The organism is Paenibacillus sp. KACC 21273 (assembly GCF_028736095.1).
In the GTDB taxonomy this organism is placed as follows: Bacteria; Bacillota; Bacilli; order Paenibacillales; family Paenibacillaceae; genus Saccharibacillus; species Saccharibacillus kyungheensis.
Genome location: NZ_CP117876.1, coordinates 2096463 through 2115399 on the forward strand (window position 1 = coordinate 2096463; position 18937 = coordinate 2115399).

At 37.5% G+C, this 18937-nt stretch carries 18 protein-coding genes; 13 read left to right on the top strand and 5 right to left on the bottom strand.

Annotated features, from left to right (window positions below; all coding sequences use genetic code 11):
• Positions 1–66 precede the first annotated feature (66 nt).
• The gene (locus PQ460_RS09520; protein WP_274172459.1) at positions 67–951 is read right to left on the bottom strand and encodes an SDR family oxidoreductase; all 885 of its coding nucleotides are present in this window, start codon (positions 949–951) and stop codon (positions 67–69) included.
• A 143-nt stretch (positions 952–1094) separates the two neighbouring features.
• Here PQ460_RS09520 and PQ460_RS09525 point away from each other — a divergent pair, with 143 nt between their 5' ends.
• From PQ460_RS09525 to cydC, 5 genes are all read left to right on the top strand, one after another.
• Positions 1095–1418 carry a winged helix-turn-helix transcriptional regulator gene (locus PQ460_RS09525; RefSeq protein WP_274172460.1) on the top strand — a complete coding sequence of 108 codons (324 nt, stop codon included), beginning with the start codon at positions 1095–1097 and terminating at the stop codon, positions 1416–1418.
• Between the two features lie 321 nt (positions 1419–1739).
• Positions 1740–3110: a cytochrome ubiquinol oxidase subunit I gene (locus tag PQ460_RS09530; RefSeq protein ID WP_274172461.1), complete on the top strand. Its 1371-nt coding sequence runs from the start codon at positions 1740–1742 to the stop codon at positions 3108–3110.
• Complete coding sequence (locus PQ460_RS09535) at positions 3107–4123, top strand: cytochrome d ubiquinol oxidase subunit II (protein WP_274172462.1); 1017 nt, start codon at positions 3107–3109, stop codon at positions 4121–4123. The genes PQ460_RS09530 and PQ460_RS09535 overlap by 4 nt, the downstream gene beginning before the upstream one ends.
• A gap of 73 nt (positions 4124–4196) precedes the next feature.
• Positions 4197–5999: a thiol reductant ABC exporter subunit CydD gene (cydD, locus tag PQ460_RS09540; protein ID WP_274172463.1), complete on the top strand. Its 1803-nt coding sequence runs from the start codon at positions 4197–4199 to the stop codon at positions 5997–5999.
• Positions 5996–7723, top strand: coding sequence for a thiol reductant ABC exporter subunit CydC (cydC, locus tag PQ460_RS09545; RefSeq protein WP_274172464.1), 1728 nt, complete (start codon positions 5996–5998; stop codon positions 7721–7723). Before cydD ends, cydC begins: the two co-directional genes overlap by 4 nt.
• Before the next feature lie 78 nt (positions 7724–7801).
• Here the strand turns inward: cydC and PQ460_RS09550 are convergent, their stop codons facing one another.
• A complete protein-coding gene (locus PQ460_RS09550) occupies positions 7802–8743 on the bottom strand; it encodes a HEAT repeat domain-containing protein (protein WP_274172465.1) in 942 nt (313 codons plus the stop codon).
• A gap of 299 nt (positions 8744–9042) precedes the next feature.
• On the opposite strand from PQ460_RS09550, the gene PQ460_RS09555 reads away from it, so the two are divergent.
• Positions 9043–10002, top strand: coding sequence for an NADP-dependent oxidoreductase (locus tag PQ460_RS09555; protein WP_274172466.1), 960 nt, complete (start codon positions 9043–9045; stop codon positions 10000–10002).
• 92 nt (positions 10003–10094) lie between these two features.
• Here the strand turns inward: PQ460_RS09555 and PQ460_RS09560 are convergent, their stop codons facing one another.
• The 3 genes from PQ460_RS09560 to PQ460_RS09570 all read right to left on the bottom strand — a co-directional run bounded on the left by PQ460_RS09560 (position 10095) and on the right by PQ460_RS09570 (position 12437).
• Entirely contained in the window at positions 10095–11000 is a 906-nt protein-coding gene (locus tag PQ460_RS09560; RefSeq protein WP_274172467.1) for an aldo/keto reductase family protein, read from the bottom strand.
• Positions 11001–11063: 63 nt separating this feature from the next.
• Entirely contained in the window at positions 11064–11393 is a 330-nt protein-coding gene (locus PQ460_RS09565; RefSeq protein WP_274172468.1) for a nucleoside triphosphate pyrophosphohydrolase family protein, read from the bottom strand.
• A 162-nt stretch (positions 11394–11555) separates the two neighbouring features.
• A complete protein-coding gene (locus PQ460_RS09570) occupies positions 11556–12437 on the bottom strand; it encodes an AraC family transcriptional regulator (protein WP_274172469.1) in 882 nt (293 codons plus the stop codon).
• Positions 12438–12547: 110 nt separating this feature from the next.
• On the opposite strand from PQ460_RS09570, the gene PQ460_RS09575 reads away from it, so the two are divergent.
• The 7 genes from PQ460_RS09575 to PQ460_RS09605 all read left to right on the top strand — a co-directional run bounded on the left by PQ460_RS09575 (position 12548) and on the right by PQ460_RS09605 (position 18788).
• Positions 12548–13465 carry an EamA family transporter gene (locus PQ460_RS09575; RefSeq protein WP_274172470.1) on the top strand — a complete coding sequence of 306 codons (918 nt, stop codon included), beginning with the start codon at positions 12548–12550 and terminating at the stop codon, positions 13463–13465.
• Between the two features lie 63 nt (positions 13466–13528).
• Complete coding sequence (locus PQ460_RS09580; protein WP_274172471.1) at positions 13529–14122, top strand: nucleotidyltransferase domain-containing protein; 594 nt, start codon at positions 13529–13531, stop codon at positions 14120–14122.
• Positions 14123–14510: 388 nt separating this feature from the next.
• The gene (gene nudC, locus PQ460_RS09585) at positions 14511–15374 is read left to right on the top strand and encodes an NAD(+) diphosphatase (protein WP_274172472.1); all 864 of its coding nucleotides are present in this window, start codon (positions 14511–14513) and stop codon (positions 15372–15374) included.
• A 320-nt stretch (positions 15375–15694) separates the two neighbouring features.
• On the top strand, positions 15695–16183 hold the full coding sequence (locus tag PQ460_RS09590; RefSeq protein WP_274172473.1) for an NUDIX hydrolase: 489 nt from the start codon (positions 15695–15697) through the stop codon (positions 16181–16183).
• A 106-nt stretch (positions 16184–16289) separates the two neighbouring features.
• Positions 16290–16613, top strand: coding sequence for a hypothetical protein (locus tag PQ460_RS09595; protein WP_274172474.1), 324 nt, complete (start codon positions 16290–16292; stop codon positions 16611–16613).
• 487 nt (positions 16614–17100) lie between these two features.
• On the top strand, positions 17101–17886 hold the full coding sequence (locus tag PQ460_RS09600; RefSeq protein WP_274172475.1) for an SDR family NAD(P)-dependent oxidoreductase: 786 nt from the start codon (positions 17101–17103) through the stop codon (positions 17884–17886).
• 155 nt (positions 17887–18041) lie between these two features.
• Complete coding sequence (locus tag PQ460_RS09605) at positions 18042–18788, top strand: SDR family NAD(P)-dependent oxidoreductase (protein WP_274172476.1); 747 nt, start codon at positions 18042–18044, stop codon at positions 18786–18788.
• The last annotated feature ends 149 nt before the right edge of the window (positions 18789–18937 follow it).

An 18937-nucleotide genomic window follows, 5' to 3' on the forward strand; every position in this document is an offset into this window, starting at 1 on the left:
ATAAAAAGATTAGCATATCGTATATAGAAATAAATATTTACATCAAGTATTGCTTGTGTCTGCTTGTTAAGAACGAATAATATTGTGGATATGAGGCTGTTGCAACCAAGTTTTTAAAGGAGTGATTTGAAGATCAGGGATAAGCACACGATCTTGTACATCATAATAATTTAAAGAATCGATATTGTCTCCAATCCAACGATAAAATCCTGCGATACCTGCCGCTTGCTGGGCACCCATAACTGGAGTAAGAGAAGCTTCAAAATCATCGTAATTTAGAGAACGAAAAGTGATTAGTTGTTCCAACACTTCTGTAAAACAATTGCCTAATTCCGTACCTGTCAATGCTTCTGGTCCAGCTGCTAGAATCGTTTGTCCTGCTAATTCAGGATGACTTAACGCATAATAGTGATATTGTGCCGCATCTTCTGAGCTAATCCAAGGAATCGGTTTATCTGCTGGTACAGGGTAGAACAGCATTCCGTTGTTAATTAACCCCGGAATCAGAAAGTTCTCCATATAAAGAGTCGGCTTTACCACAATAGTCGGAATCCCACTTTGTTGTACATACTGGATCATCTCGCGTTTGACTTCTAATGTGATAGCATCAGTCGGTTGTTCTGGCAAAAAACCGTTAGAGTTAACAACAATTAATTTTACATTTGCTTGTTGAGCAGCTTGGACCGCATTAGTTATATGTTGTTTGACCATTTTTGTGTCATATTCAATCGGCATATTCAAAAATACTTTATCGACATTACTGTTCACTTCATGTAAAGTCTCCAATATAGACAGATCTCCTACAAATGCTTCAATTCCTTGTTCTTGTAAAGAGGCTACATTCTGCTCCTGACGTGTAATAGTACGAACGGTAACTCCTTTGGAAGTTAACAATCGGGCTACTGCTCCACCTTGTACTCCTGATGCTCCATATACTAAAATAGTTTCCATATGATAAACGACTCCTTGTTTGTAAGTTCATTTGTTCGATATCGAACAAATGTTATATTCATCATAATCAAGTTACATACTTTATGTAAGTACGCACATTTTAGATATCAGGTATCCTTTAGGATACTTTTGGAGGTGAATCTATGGAAATCAAGCTAATGGAAAATTGTACAGATTGTCCTGTTGAATTTGCTGTCAATGCAATCGGTGGCAAATGGAAAATTTTGATTTTATATCAGTTATTGAAAAACGAGAGAATACGATTTAATGAACTACAAAAATCGCTTAATACGGTGACTCATCGCACACTAACCCGTCAATTACGTGAGCTTGAAGCGGATGGATTAGTCGAGCGGATCGCTTATGCTGAGATGCCTCCACGTGTCGAATATTTTCTAACAGACAAAGGAAATAGTCTTACTCCTATTTTATTGCAACTACAAGAATGGGGTTTGCAACATAGATAAGCTTTTTCATATAACATCTGTCCACAGACAAAGTCGCTATTATTGCGGCTTTTTTTGTTGTTTTCCTATCTAAATGTTCTTATTTGAGGCTGAACCGATCGGCATTTATACGGGGATATAGAAAATAACGCAATAGCCCGTTCGAGTCTTTTTCTTACTTTTCACCAACTTGTCAGAAAGATATGATTCTTCTTGGAACGATTAAGGACAAAAATGTGACTGCGATTGTATTGGGTCAAAATTAGAATACAATAAATTTTAAATATCTATGGATATAGTAACTTGATCTATTCTGCAAGATGAAAGGGGACAACGATAAAGATGGAGATCGATACGGTGTTATGGAGCAGGCTTGTGACAGGGCTGACACTTGGATTTCACGTTATTTTTGCAACGTTGGGTGTCGGTATTCCATTAATGATCGCTATAGCGGAGTTGATCGGTATTCGCAAAAAAGATCATCACTACATACTTATGGCAAAAAGATGGTCAAGAGGATTTGTGATTTCTGTTGCAGTCGGTGTAGTAACAGGTACAGCAATCTCTCTACAACTGGCTCTCGTGTGGCCTAATTTTATGAAATTAGCTGGAAATGTGATTGCACTGCCTTTGTTTATGGAGGTATTTGCGTTCTTTTTTGAAGCGATCTTTTTAGGCATTTATTTATATACATGGGATCGATTCAAAAATCCGTACTTACACTGGTTATTAACGATTCCGATTGTGGCTGGAGCTGGAATGTCGGCTGTATTTATTACAACAGTCAATGGATTTATGAATACACCTGGAGGATTTCTAATGGAGGCAGGGCAATTTGTAGCTGTAAATCCTGTACAAGCGATGCTCAATACAGCGACATTTTCTAAAGTATTCCATGTACTGAGTTCAGCTTATCTCACAGGTGCGGCATTATTAGCCGGAATTGCTGCTTTTGCTATGTTGAGAAAAGGTGTATCTGCTTATCACAAAAAAGGCTTAAATCTGATGATGGCAGTGGTGTTGTTATTCAGTCTATTCAATACATTAGCTGGAGACGTGTCGGCTAAATTTCTGGCAGAACATCAACCGGAGAAACTTGCTGCGGCAGAATGGCATTTTGAAACTGAACGTGGAGCAGACTTGATTCTGTTGGGATGGTTGAATGCAGAGCATGAAGTAATAGGCGCACTTCACTTGCCGAAAGTACTTAGTTTTCTAGCATTCGGTGACTTTAATGCAGAAGTTACAGGACTGAATGAATTCCCTTTGGATGAACGTCCACCACTACTTGTCCATTATTTATTTGATGCGATGGCGGGAATTGGATTTACATTGCTTGCTGTCTCCAGTCTATATTTTCTATTGCTGTTCTTGAAGAAACGCAAGGAGCTTAATCTCAACAAATGGATGCTTCGTATGGTGGCACTATCTGCACCGCTTGCTTTTTTAGCTGTTGAAATGGGTTGGTTCTATGCAGAACTAGGAAGACAGCCGTGGATTATTCGAGGGTATATGCGTGTAGAAGAAGCGGCAACATCTTCGCCAAGTGTCCGCATTTTGTTTTTTGTTTTCTTACTTCTTTATATTGTACTTGGCACAATATGTGTTCTGGTATTACGACGACTATTCAATAACAATCCTGCTGAAGTAGAGATTGAGAAGTGGCTCAAAGACCATCCTGACAAGGGGACTGAGAAAGGTGGGCACTCATGATCAGTTATGAATTGATTGGTATCTCGGTACTCTGGCTATTTTTATATGGCTATTTAATAGTAGCTTCAATCGATTTTGGCGCAGGATTTTTTGCTTTCTATGCACGTTTAACGAAGCAAGATCATTTAATTAATCGATTGATCTCTCGATATTTGTCACCGGTCTGGGAGATCACCAATGTGTTTTTTGTCTTTTTCTATATTGGGATTGTCGGATTTTTCCCGGATACTGCGTATTATTATGGATCTGCTTTACTGGTTCCCGGAAGTATTGCTATTATTCTGCTTGCGATCCGGGGGTCATTTTATGCTTTTGAAAATTATGGTTCCAAAAATAATATTGTATTTCTATTTTTGTATGGAGCAACAGGATTGCTGATTCCAGCTTCGTTATCTGTAGCCCTCACGCTGGCTGAAGGAGGATTTATTCTCAAGCAAGGAGATATCGTGTCTCTAGATTATTGGGAACTGTTCACCAATCCATTGTCATGGAGTATTGTCGGGCTGGCGATTGTTTCTGTTTTATTTATTAGTGGCTCCTTTTTAACTTTTTATGCTTCACGTGCAGAAGATGAATCTGCTTTAAAGTTGATGCGAGGGTATGCTTTATTTTGGAGTACACCTACTATTGTGATGGCATTAACCGCTTTTATTTATCTAGGTCAGCACAATGCACGACATTTTCAAAATATGATGGATTTATGGTGGTTGCTTGCTCTCTCGATAGCTTTCTTTATGATCGCTATGTGGCTGTTATATAACGGACGTCGCTACGGCTTAGCATTTAGTTGTATTATGCTACAGTTTTTCTGTGCTTTTTTTGCTTATGGTATCGGGCAATATCCATATATTCTCGATCCTTATATCACTATCCAGACCAGCGGAACTTCACCAGCGATGGGCTTTGCATTAGTAGTTGTATTTATAGGCGGACTCTGTCTGTTAATTCCTTCGCTTATTCTAGTATTCAAGCTATTTTTGTTTGATGCAGATTATGTGAAAGGGAAAAAATAAAGCATGTTGCAACTTAATAGTGGCATAGCAGGATGTTCCGACTATGCCTTGATTGATAAAGGAGGACAGTGCTATGAGCAGAACATCCAGTCTTATCAGTGAACAAATGTCTTTACAGCGAAAAAATAGAGTTCTCCTAATGATCATTTCATTGATCTTAGGCATTACGATAATTACTCAAGCGGTATTATTAGCTGAAGTCGTGCAACGGATCTTTGTTGAAAAAGCATCTTTCTCATCAGTCACAATATTACTAGGATTATTGCTGACTGTGATGGCATTACGGACATTATTGTTTTATAGCAATGGCAAAGTAGGGCTACATATGGCTGCTCATGCCAAAACGAATATGCGAGCGGCTGTTATACAACGCTTAACTCGCACGTCTATGCCGGGCATGTTAGTCGGACAGACTGGTGGAAAAGTCAGTGTAGCTCTCGATGCGGTAGATGAAGCAGACAGTTATTTTAGCCAATATATGCCTCGAATGATAGAAGCGGCTATTATTCCGATTTTAATTGTGCCATTTACATTTTCGCTCCATGTAAATACAGGCTTAATTATGATCTGTACTGCTCCATTTATTCCTTTATTTATGGTTTTGGTAGGGTTAAAAACAAAGCATAAGTCAGAAGAAAAGTATGAACAGCTAGCTGCATTTTCCGGTACATTTCTAGATTCTCTTCAAGGGCTAGTGTCGTTAAAAATATTCGGACGTGCTCATCATCAGCAACAACAGATTGAACGGAGTAGTCTAGGGTATCGTGATGCAACGATGAGTATTTTGAAAATTGCCTTTACCAATACATTTATGCTGGAATCTATTGTAATGCTAAGTATTGGTATTGTTGCTTTAGAACTCGCTATTCAATTACTTGTTTTCAAATCGATGACTTTCCATAGTGCGTTTCTTATTTTGTTGTTGATCCCTGAATTTTATAGTCTATTAAAAAATACAGGAACTGCTTTTCATAGTGGTCGCACAAGTATGGGAGCTGTTCGTAAAGTAGAGCAGTTGCTAGCGGAATCCCGTATATCAGACTCAACAGACCACACAACAGAAGAATCAGCAAGCACTATCAACAAACCAATAACAGAAGCAAGCAATTTATCAACTACAGCAACAGATTCTACACCGTTATTGATTGAGTTAGAGCAGGTTGGTTTTCAATATGCGCCTGATTCTTTTGAACTGGCGACAGGGCGAATTAAGATTACAGCAGGACAACATATTGCTATCGTGGGCAAAAGTGGATCTGGAAAAACAACACTACTTCATCTAATTGCTGGCTTGCTCAAGCCTACAACAGGTTCGATAGTGATCAACGGAAATATATTATCGCCATCTAATGAGTCTGCATGGTTCCAACATATTAGCTATATTACACAGCATCCTTATATATTTGCAGGGACATTTGCTGAAAATATTTCTATAGGAGCAGGTAGAGAGGTGACACGCCAGCAGATCGAACAAGCTGCCGCAGAAGCTGGACTTACCCCGCTGATCGCTCAACTTCATCAGGGCTTAGATACGGTGATTGGAGAAGGCGGTAGAGGACTGTCAGGTGGGGAAAAACAAAGACTTGCTCTGACACGTGCTTTTCTCAAGCGACCGGATATTATTTTATTTGATGAGCCTACGGTAGGATTAGATCTGCACACCGAGCAAATCTTGCAACGTTCTATTGCTACATTATCGCAAACAGCAACGATGATTACAGTAGCGCATCGATTATACACGATTCAAGATGCTGATCAGATCCTGTATATGGACAATGGGGTAGTAGTTGATTCAGGTCGTCATCATGAACTACTAGCTCGTCTATCTCCATATGCAGATATGGTAAATGTGCAACAAAAAGGAGTGGTAGTATGAATGATCTCGCTATAATGTCCAAAGCGATGTTCCAAGAGCGCAAAGATATCATTTTTTCGATAGTGGGAGGATTTATTGCTGGCATCGCAGGAGTAGCTCTATTCTCAGCAAGTGGATATATGATCTCACAGACTGTATTTGCGCCACCACTATATACGTTGATTATTCTTACTTCTATGGTCAAGCTACTAGGTCTGCTTCGAGCAGCAAGTCGGTATGGTGAGCGTCTATATTCACACCGGGCAACATTTTCAATGTTAAGCCGATTACGGGTCACATTCTTCGCCAAGCTTATTCCGATTACACCCGGTATATTGAACAAACGACGCAGTGGCGATCTGCTGGCACGTATTGTAGGTGATGTAGAAAGTCTACAACATTACTTTTTGCGTGTAGCTTATCCGCCTATTATTGCTATGACGGTTTTTTTGGCGACTATGTTATTTACTTCTGCTTTTTCAATCTGGATTGCTTGTGTATTAGTCGTTGGGATGTTATTAACAGCACTGGTGGTGCCGTATATCGTACTGATCGGACAGCGTAAAATCAATGGACGTGTTCGCGAGCAACGAGCATTGCTTTCTACAGAAGTAACTGAGGTACTATACGGCTTTCGAGATTTGAAAATTTACGGACAATTAGCAGAACGAGAGAAGCAACTGCAACAAGTGGCTACAATTTTAACCAAAGAACAACAACAAGCCGCCGACAATCTACTACGTGGACAATCTATGCATACCTTTGTCTCCTTTTTTATTTCATGGAGTGTGCTGGCGTTGGGAGCATGGTTGATTATAGAGGGTACGCTTCAAGGTGTGTTTTTAGCTATGCTGATTATGGCTTCGATGACTGTTTTTGAAGAAGTGGCAGCGATGGCTACTTTACCCGCGTACAAGCAAGATAGTGAACATGCAGCTACACGACTAGATGAAACAGTAGGGCATACAGCTATACAACCTGCATTATCATCAAAAAAATTATCTAACGATCAAGCTATTTCTATTGATATAGATCAGGTGACTTTTCAATATGAAGATGAATGGAGACCGGCGTTACAAGAATTGTCATTACATCTTGGTGCAGGTTCCAAAACAGCAATTGTAGGAGCAAGTGGATCAGGTAAGTCCACGATAATCGATCTGTTACTCAAGCTTCGTACACCTACAGCAGGAACTATACGATTAAATGATATATCTGTACAAGAACTGGATGAACAAAGTATCTGGCAGAACACGAATGTGGTATTACAGCAAGGGCACTTTTTTAGAGGGACTGTTCGTGACAATCTGCTATTAAGCGACGAACGATACTCGGACGAACAATTAATACAGGTACTGCATCAGATGCAACTTCCTCATCTTCTGTTAACCGATATGATCTATGAAAAAGGAGAAAATCTTTCAGACGGCGAAAAGCAACGACTGGCTCTGGCGCGCGCATTGTTGCGCAAAGGACGATTATGGCTTCTCGATGAACCCACATCATCGCTAGATTATGTAACTGAACAACGTGTTTTACAGCAACTTTTGGCGAGAGCTGCTGAAGATACTCTTCTGCTGATAGGGCATCGCCTGACTGGATTAGAAAAGATGGATCAGATTATAGTGATGGATCAAGGCAAGATGGTAGAGATCGGTTCGTATTCGGAACTTATGGAGAAACAGGGCTATTTCTATGAAATGAAACAAATCGAGTGGCAAATGATCGGAGAAGCGGCTATATAAAAAAACGTCCTTTTCTCAAGGGATATGTACAAAAGTTATGATTTCTTGAGAAAAGGATATCAATAAGTGGTTAGTATATCATTCAGCCAATAATTCGCTGAGCAACTTTTGCTCATGTTCAAATAGATTATCATACTTAGTGGTTCGCACCTCTTGTAACCATTTCACTACAGCAGGATCGTCACTCGCTACACGATGGAGAAACGATATGCCATACATCAACTCGCTGATAAGATGTTGTCGACCCGCACGAGGTCTAGAAACGATAGATTTAACTCGCTTGAGCACTAGCTTGACTTGAGAAGGAGTGCCATGCTCGGCAATAGCTTTCATCGCATTCCATTTGACAGAAGACGATAAATCTTTGGCTAAATGATGTTCAAAAATAGATAGATAATGATTGCCATCGAATGTAGACAACATATCAATACATAATGCACGAATATCGACTTTGTTGGAACGCAAATGAGGAACTAGGTAAGGAGCAGCCATCTGTAGGTTTACCTTTTGAATAGCCAAAAGGATATGAAATAAATCAAGATAGTTTTTGGATATCGATAATAGTTCAATCAGGCGTTCACCTACAACTTCACGATCACAACGACCTAAGATTTCGATAGCATGATGACGTACTGAAGATTTTTTGGCATAAGACAAAGATAAGAAAGGTGTAGCATCTGGAATAAAGGGCACATAGGTAAAAGTATACAAAAGAACCATTTGTTCACGAGGAGGAGCAGCGCGGAAATACAATAACATTTTGTCTACAGCTCGTGTACCTTGAGTATGACATGCAAGATAACTCCATATAAAAAAGAGATGTTCGCGATCATTCACATCAGTAGTCTGTGTCCATACCTTGTCTACGATATCTATCCAATACTCTTCTTTCAATTGCTTGGCTTCTTTGCGAGCTTTCCAGCCTACACTATCGCCTGAACTTCTTACGGCTTGACCTTGTTCGTCGGTTTTGATACTCATCCGATAGATCAAGTCTTGTATGTAATTTATAGGTTCCATCGAATCGCCTCCTGTATGTTGAATGATTGCTATCCAACTTTTAAAAAAAGTAGAGTGGCACAATATGAGAAACTGTATATGAAACGATCTGATGGATTAGACCTCGATATAAGCTAATAGCCATACATTATGCTCTAACAAGTGTCTATATTATACGCTAAAAGGCTATTCTGTAGTGGTCTATCTTATTGTTCATTGTATTACATTCAAGTTAAGCGTAAAATAAATCTAATGAGCAAATATTTGTAAGCGCTTATTTATTGGAATGTGCTACTCAAAAAACCAAAGAGGTGTTCAAGATGCCAGCTCCAGAAATGATGCACGCGATAAGAGTTCATGCTTATGGTAATAGTGAAAAAATGCACTATGAGAACGTATTAATGCCGAAGATTGAAGCAGATGAAGTATTAATCAAAGTCTCGGCAACAGCCTTTAACCCTTTAGATCACTTGATTCGTATGGGAGTGGTGCAAGAAACGTTCCCTCATAAATTACCTTATATTCCGAATGTAGAAGTATCCGGTACGATTACGGAAATAGGCAAAAACGTGAAAAATGTAAAAGTAGGTGAACCTGTTTTTGCATTGTTGAATATTTTGTCTAATGGAGCCGCCGCCGAATATGTCGCGACCAAAGCGGAATATGTAGCGACAGCACCGAAGAAGATCAAACTTCCAGAAGTAGCAGCTCTTCCAGTGGGTGCCTTAACCGCATGGCAAGCGCTATTCGATCACGGTCAATTGGAAAGTGGACAACGTGTGTTAATCGCAGGAGCCGCAGGTGGAGTAGGTACATTAGCGGTACAATTAGCTAAATGGAAAGGCGCCTATGTGATCGGTACTGCATCCGAAGCCAGTTTCCCGATGCTCAAAGAAATCGGCATAGATGAGCTTATCGACTATAATCAAGAAATGGTCGAAGATCGTATTGAGGACAAGCTTGATCTTATTTTTAATCTATCGCCGGAAGGTACAAATGAAGTAAGCAACTGGCTTCATTTACTACGTGAAGGTGGAACATTCGTCTCGATCACAAGCCCGGCAGATGAAGCCGTCGCTAAAGAGCTCAAAGTCAATGTAGTCAATATGAGCGTACAGCAAAGCGGAACACAATTGGCTCAGATTGCTGCACTTGCCGATGAAGGTGTGCTCAAACCTGTGATTGCTGAAAAAGTAAAACTCAAAGACCTCCCCGAACTGCATCACCGCGCAGAAGTAGGAACGGTTCGTAGTAAAGTGTTAATTACAGTAGCAGAATAAAAGACTGCTAAATAATAAATAGTAACTAAAACGGTTCAAAGAGCACTACATGATCACGTTCTTTGAGCCGTTCTTGTATAATAAGTAATGATTTATTGGATAGGTGGAGCTTCCATAGGATTAATGCCACTATTTGCCCATGCTAATGGCTGATTTTGATTTAAATGATTCAAACGTTTCATATCACTCTCAGGAATTTCAAAATCAAATAATTCTAAATTTTCTCGGATACGATCAGGTTTACTACTTCTACTTAATACAGCATAACCACGTTGTAAAGCCCATCGTAATAATATTTTCGCTTCAGAGACATGAAATCTGTCTGCAATTTGTTTTGTGATTAATTGACAGTCTCTTTTTATATGATCAAGATCGTTTTCTTGTTTTTTATCAGCTCTCCATGTTGAAAGTGGAGCAAGTGAACTATATGCAATAGGCGCAATAGCATTTTTGTTCATGTAATTGGTCAATTCAACATGAGTACATAGAGGGTGAAATTCAATTTGATTGACTTCAGGGATTGTCAGCCCGGCATCAGTTATTTCTTTTAGTGTTGAAATATTATAATTGGATACCCCAATATGTTTTGCCAAGCCTAGTTTATTCAATTCTTCTAATGCTGCCCATTGTTCTAATCGTAGTGCGGATAATGGTGCATGTATCAGATAAAGGTCTACATAATCAAGTTGTAGTTGCACTAATTGATTTTTTAAAGTATCTATAGTTTGTTGATGATTTTTTGACATTATTTTTGGCACTTTAGATAGGGGATAAAGTTTTGTAGTAATGAAAAGCTGTTCTCTGGATATTCCCGCTGCTTTTATTCCTTTACCTGTACCTTCTTCATTACGATAGATTTCCGAAGAATCAACATGTCTAAAACCAGCGAGTATGGCTTCTTTCACACTAAATTCTGCTTGTTCTTTAGATAATTGATAGGTACCAAAACCAACAATAGGCATGCCGATTCGATTACGTGCTGTATTAGATAAAATCATTTTAAAAGACCCCTTTACAATATGAAAATGTATATTTAAGGCGACACATGGCTAGTATCTGAATTAAAATTGCTTATTATGTTTAAATTCTCGCTTTTTGTTGAATTCATTTTTTTCTATAATAGCTTGTTGAAGGTCAATATTATAATAGCCGCACATATCTAAAATACGGATTACTACATCTGCTAATTCTGAAGGTACACCTTCAAGTTTACCTTGTTCAGTATAGTAATTTTTATTAATTTCTCTTCCTTTTCTAACTTCTTCAAGAGCTTCCGATAACTCAGAATGACACAAAGCAATCATTGTTCCAAACTCTCTTTTTTCTTCCCACCATCCATGTTCGATAGCATTCTGATGAACTTCTGCTTGGATTTCTTTAATTGTTTTCAAGATATTCAGTCCTTTGGTATCTAGACCTAGATGTGATCTAGTTATTTTATTAGATTTAAAATGATTATATTTGATTTTAAAATAGTTTGAACTAATGTTCAAATTTGATGAATTTATGTTCAGTTAATGGCATATAAACGATTGTATTTAGATAGAGCCTTTTTATAAATTTAGTTTTTTGTAAGCAAGAGGGGTAGTATTCATTTTTTTACGAAAAAGATCAATAAAATAACTGGTACTATTAAATCCGACTTGATAAGCAACTTCTGTAATCGTAGATTCGTCTTGTTGTAACAAAACTAAACTTTTTTGAATCCGATAATCAATTACATAATGCAAAGGAGTAGTTTTCAAAATGCGCTTAAAATAACGACAACACTCTGAACGGCTTAACTGTCCTGCTTTGGCGATATCATCCAGAATAATTTTTTCATTGTAATGCAAATGTATCCAATTTAACATTTGTTTCATCCGGTAACTTTTTATAAATTTGAGCTGATCGTATTCCAAAGATATACCGTGTACAAGTATAGTTTTCCAAATAGAGGTAATATATTCACTGATTTCAATTTCAAAAAAAGTTTGTTTTTGCTTGATCGATTCATTAATTTCTCGAATAGATTTTATTATTGTAGCTCCCCATGTTTCTGTGGCTTTTATTTCCAGGTGAGGGAAATTGGTGGCTTGAATATAAGGACTCACATAGTTCATATATAGTTCTTTTGCCAATATAAAATGAGGAGCAATATTTAGACAAATATACATACATTCAGACTGTTCTACCTCTTCAGCCGTATGCAAACAGCCACTATTAATAAATAATCCATTTCCTTGCTTAACTACAATCTGTTCTTCATTAATTTGAAAAAGAGCTTCCCCTTTTTGGACGACAACAAACTGAATTTCTTCGTGCCAATGAAGAGGAATATATCCATGTATATCTTGATTGATTTGGTTTTCGTAACATGCAAAAGGTAAAAGAACAGTACGATGCTCGGTAAGTTCTTTTAAGTTTTGATCAATACCAAAACTTTTGTGTAACACAGAAATATCACCTCAATATACTTATATTTTTTAGTCTAATATAGGTATTATCATCTAATAGTTTACTTTATGATAATACTATCATTATACTTTAAGGTGGAATAATCAAGATGAAAAAGCAATCAAAAAGAGCAGGAATACTATTAGTTACAATAGCAGCTATATTTTGGGGAGTAGGAGGAACGGTTGCCAAGTTTCTTTTTGAATATTCAAGTATTGATGTTAATTGGCTTGTAACTGTGCGTATGATTGTTGCAGGTATTTTACTATTAGGTATTCAATGTGTTGTTAAAGATCGTTCACAAATATGGAAGATATGGACACAGAAAAAAACAGCTATGCAAATGCTTATTTTTAGTATTGTAGGGATGCTAGCTGTGCAGTATACATATATGGCTTCTATTCAACATGGTAACGCTGCTGTAGCCACCTTATTACAATATCTATCACCAGTTATGATTATTGTTTATTTGATTATACGCAAACAAATGACCTTATCTTCCAAAGACATCATTACTGTTATGCTTGCGATCATAGGTTGTTTTCTATTGCTGACTAACGGTTCGATCTCTCAATTATCTGTACCTGTTATTGCTATCGTATGGGGAGTATTATCTGGAGCAGCACTAGCATTCTATACATTGTACGCTGTACCTTTACTCAAGCAATACGATTCTCTTGTTATTGTCGGTTGGGCAATGCTTATAGGAGGGTTAGCATTTAGCTTTATTCATCCACCTTGGCAATTTGATTTTCAGAGCCTAACTCTTGAAATGTATATGTATCTTATCTTTGTTATTATTTTTGGTACTATGATTGCATTCTGGTTTTATATTGAGAGCTTGGAAAGCCTTTTGCCAAAAGAAACAAGTTTACTTGGTAGCTTAGAACCTTTATCCGCTGTTCTTACAACTGTATTTTGGTTAAAAGAACCGTTTGGCATGTTTCAATGGGTAGGAACATTATGTATTATTGGACTTTTATTTATGATGACAATAAGCAAAAAAACGACTACACCTCACGTATAGATGAAACGATAAAAAAATAACTATACAACATGCGATCAGTATACTGTAAAGAGAGTAGAGGATATGATGGATATCGATAACTGGCAACCGCTTACTATAGAAGAAGTCAGCTTATTATTGCAAGATATACCGATTATGTGGGGGATTGCAGGGGGATGGGCTTTGGATCTACATATAGGCAGGCAAACCCGAGAACATAAAGATATCGATATTATCGTATTTCGCAAAGATCAGTATAAAGTATATCAATATTTGAGCAAAGATTGGATATTGTACAAAGCATATAAAGGCACATTAGAGCTTTGGGAAGGAGAACAGTTAGAGCAAGTGAATGATATATGGGTGAAAAAAGATGAGCATTCTGCATGGGCATTTCAATTGATGTTTGTAGAGCAAGTGGATGAAGATTGGATATATCGCAGACATCCGGTGATTCGTCGAAAAGCTAATGACATTTTTTTAACGACTACAGATCATATTCGCTATCTTCGACCTGAGATTCAGCTTCTATATAAAGGAGGCAGTTCTGTCATTCGTGAAAAGGATGATCTAGATTGGCAGATGATGTTGCCACATTTAACAGTAGAGGAAAAAGAATGGATAGTATCGGGGTTGAAAGGACAATTTCCAGAAGGACATCGGTGGTTGAAAATATAAAATTGAAAATGATATGAGTAATGTAAATCGAACTCTTTGAAATAAGTAAAAAACAACGAATACAGAATAGGTATACCAATAATAGAAAGTTACAACATGAACTTCCCTACACATATTGTATACGCAGGTGGAATAGGAGAAGAGGATCAAGGCAATACTTTGTCAGCTAAGACTCAGCATAAGGGTTGAGTATATTCTGGTGGAATCATCTTATTAGATAGTAAGTTATTGTACACTTGCTACCAGTCAATTTAATCTGAACTTGCAAGCAAACTAGCATCCTTTTCCTAGATAATGTAAAGACTTATATATTGACGTTTGATCCCTTCTGTTCTTAGGGTAAACTAATGATGTACAACATATCATAAATGACGTAAAAAGTACGTAAATGAAAGGTTCTGAGCCCATGCAACCGACAATTGAAAGTATTTATAAACGATATAGTCCTGCACTTCGACCTGTAGAGCAGGAAAACTCCATAGGGTACTGGTTTATCTTTCGCGGAAACCAATTACTTGTTCATGAAACAGGCGACCTATTGGCTGTTCCAGTTGGAGATCGTCTGGACAAGTATGGATTAACATCTAGCCGCACACTTTATCTCGGTTCGATCGAAGGGGCTTCCTGTTATACAGCTGAAGTCGCAGAAGACAGTATCGTACCGGAAGGTATGGTTTTTCTACCTCTCTTTGCCCTGTATGATCGAATTGATGAAGATTTGTTCCATGTTGCCGGACGTGGTCTGCAAATGCTCTCATGGGATGCAACAAACCAGTTCTGCGGACGCTGTGGCAATCCGCTGAATCATGCAGATCATGAGCGTAGCAAAGTTTGTCCAAATTGCGGATTGTCCCATTATCCTCGTCTATCACCTGCTGTGATTACGATTATTTTAAAAGGCGATCAGATCTTGCTCGCTCGTGCAGGTCATTTTCCAAATAACATGTATGGTCTGATTGCAGGCTTTGTAGAACCTGGTGAGACACTAGAAGACTGTGTACAACGGGAAACGATGGAAGAGATCGGCATCAAAATCAAAAATATTCGCTATTATGATAGTCAACCGTGGCCATTCCCACATTCACTTATGATCGGATTTATCGCTGAATATGATAGCGGCGAGATTCAAGTAGATGGTGAAGAGATTGCCGAAGCGAAGTGGTTCCATGCAAACGAACTTCCTAATATTCCACCGCGAGTCAGTATTGCACGTAAGATGATTGACTGGTATGTAGAAGAATATAAAAGCTAGATAAAATGTGAAAGTAGCAGCTCTCCGATATCTATACGAACCGAATAGTCTGCTGCTTTTATATTTTCATTTTTGCTTACTATAGCTATATTTATGCCAAAGAAAACGATGGATACATTTTATCTAATATTTATCATGATTTCTCTATTAAATGTTAGAGGAAAAAGAATGTGTAGTATCTGGGTTGTAAGGACATTTTCCAGAAGAACATCGGTAGTTGAAAAATTTAAGATGAGATGAGTAATATAAATAGAGCTTTTTAAAATAAGCAAAGAAACAACCAGTATAGATCAGGTATATCAATAATAGGAGGTTACATAATGAATTTCCCGACACATATTGTATCTGCAGGTGGAATAGTAGAAGATGGTCAGGGTAATATTTTGTTAGTTAAGACACAACACGATGGTTGGGTATACCCTGGTGGAATCACCGAAGTTGGAGAGAATTTGATCGACGGAGTAATACGTGAGATCAAAGAAGAAAGTGGAATCGATGCAACCGTAGTTCAGCTTATAAGCATTATTTCAAATACGGGAATACCTAAATGGCATGATGGCATAACAGATGTACCAACAAAAGTAATGTTTGATTTTGTATGTAAATGTGAAGGAGGAACATTAACAACTTCTGACGAGACCAGTGATTGTAAATGGATTCCAAAAGAATCGGTTCTCGATTGGATAACATTACCGTCTATTCGTTTTCGTTATCAAGCGTATTTAGACTTTAGCGGGTCAGTAAATTATATATCTTATGTTACAGGCGAAGAATCAGAATTAGATGTGAATTTGCAAAGAAACGTGTGATACGTATACATATCATACAATTGATACGTTTTAGCCTATTACCGTATGTTGTCCTAGCCAGTATACTGATGATATTACATATTAGTGTACTGGAGGACATCTACATATGAAGCCAATCTGGGTCGTTCCGCATGAAAAACATTTACAATATCATCATGATAAAGCTCTTCTCATTGATGATCATTATGCTGTCGTAGGCAGTGGACATACAGCCGATTCTCATATTCATCTGGTACAGGTCGAACCTACAGATCATGCGGATATTTATAGAGCCGTACATAGTCATCAATATATTAAAGTGGCTTGTGGTGAAGATTCTATAGAACAATTGGAAAAGGTAGTCCGTCATCTACAAACGATCTCTGCCTATACTTTGCTAACAGAATGGTATAATATGGAAGAATATAATTTTAATATTCTAATTAAATAGATGATAAGTAGAACAATAACCAAAGACTTTGATAACAGTTACATAATCGTTAGCATACATCAAATAGAGCATAGAAAGGAGAATAGTACATGTTCAGAAGTAAACAGTCTAAATTCTTATTAGTGGTTGGCATCATATTTGTATTATGGATAGTGGCAGCCTTTATAGTACGATATATAAGTACAGGTGCTTGAGAACTAAGCTTAGTTCAATCATACAGGTAGTGGTAAAAGAAAGTCTTTTGATAATAAAAGCTAAAGGCTTTCTACTTACAGAAATCATATAAACAATTTTAAAAAATAATACTTTACCGATCGTTCTCAATATGATAAAGTTCTAAATAAGAAGTTGCTAACTAACCATATAACAACCACCTTCCTACAAAAATAACATCTTCCAACAGCAAGCTTTATTTTTTTATCTTTATTAGAATGATCGTTCTCGAAATGTTTTAACACTAATTATGAGCTGAATAGGAGTTATAACTATGAAAAAAACAGTATTGATTACAGGTGTATCTGGCGGGATTGGGAAAGAATTAGCTAATCTATTTGCTAAAGACGGATATAATCTGGTGTTGGTCGCACGTAATGAAGCGAAATTGCAAGAAATGGCGAAAGATTATGAACAAAAACATGGTACACATTCTATCGTTATTCCCAAAGATGTATCGGTTACAGGTGTACCGGAAGCTATTTTTCTAGAGTTAAAAGAAAAAAGAATTGTGGTAGATTATCTTGTGAATAATGCTGGATTTGGCTTATACGGGAAATTTTTAGAAACAGATTGGGAACAAGAAACCAATATGATCGATATCAATATCAAAGCGCTAACGATTATGACCAAATTATTTGTACCGGATATGGTGAAGCGAGGACAGGGCGGCGTGATGAATGTAGCTTCATTAGTAGGCTTTTTCCCTGGACCGATGATGTCTGTCTATTATGCAAGCAAAGCGTATGTATTATCGTTCACAGAAGCACTTGAAAATGAATTAAGTGGAACAGGTGTAACCGTGACTGCACTTTGCCCGGGAGTCACAGCTACAGGATTTGTAGATCGTTCAGGTATGGGCGCATCTAAAATGATACAAAATGGTTCTATTATGAAGTCAGACGAAGTTGCCCAAATGGGATATCGCGGATTTTTGCGAGGAGATACTATTATTATACCGGGAGCACGTAACCGCTTTTTAGCATTTAGCCCACGATTATTACCACGCAAATGGATCACTCGTATTGTAAGATCGATGCAAGATCGAGCCGGTCACTAAGCAGTTCATAGACACCCGTGAAGCTGTGAAATAATACTTTACCGATCGTTCTATAAATGATATGCTTGTAGCGAACAAGAGAATAAGGATAGCTTATAACCAAATTAGAACGATCGTTCTTGAAAGCGAAAATAGAACTAAAGGGAGCAACTAAAATGAAATATACCGTTATTACAGGAGCTAGCTCAGGAATAGGTTATGAAAGTGCATTGGCATTTGCTGCTAAAGGAAAAAATTTGATTATTGTAGCAAGAAGAGTAGACAAGTTAGAAGAACTTCAAGCCAAAATTAAAGAATTACATCCAGAATTAGATGTAGTGGTTGTTACAAGTGATCTTTCTGTTACCGAGCAAGCTTATGAGCTATACAATAGCTTGAAAAATTATCAAATCGAAACATGGATCAATAATGCAGGGCTTGGAGAAGGTGCAATGGTTGTCGATCAAAATCTAACAAAAGTCGAAACGATGTTACGAGTGAATATAGAATCTTTAACGATTCTGTCTACCCTTTATGTTAGAGATTATGCAAATGTTGAAGGTACTCAATTAATTAACGTATCATCAGCACTTGGATATATTATTGCTATAGGAACTGTAGCATACTCTGCTTCTAAATATTATGTAAGTGCATTTACGGAAGGGCTTGCTAAAGAGTTAGAACTCAAAGGCGCTCATCTCAAAGCTAAAGTATTAGCACCTGCTATTACAGAAACAGATTTTATCAAAGTATCTAATGATGTGGAAGACTATCAATACGAGAACAATATTCCTAAATACCACACAGCCCAACAAATGGCAGGATTCATGGTTAATCTGTATGAAAGCAATAAGACTGTAGGTATTGTGGATTCAGAGTATAACTTTAAATTAACAGCACCTATCTATCCTACGATCTCATAATTTTGTTAATGATCGTTAGATAATAAATGATGCGTACTAGAGCTCTATTATAAATACTATTGCAAATGACGTACAACTTGAGAATTGTACGTCATTTTTCTTCTATACATGAACCGTTATTGATGTATTTATTATGATAAAAAGGATGC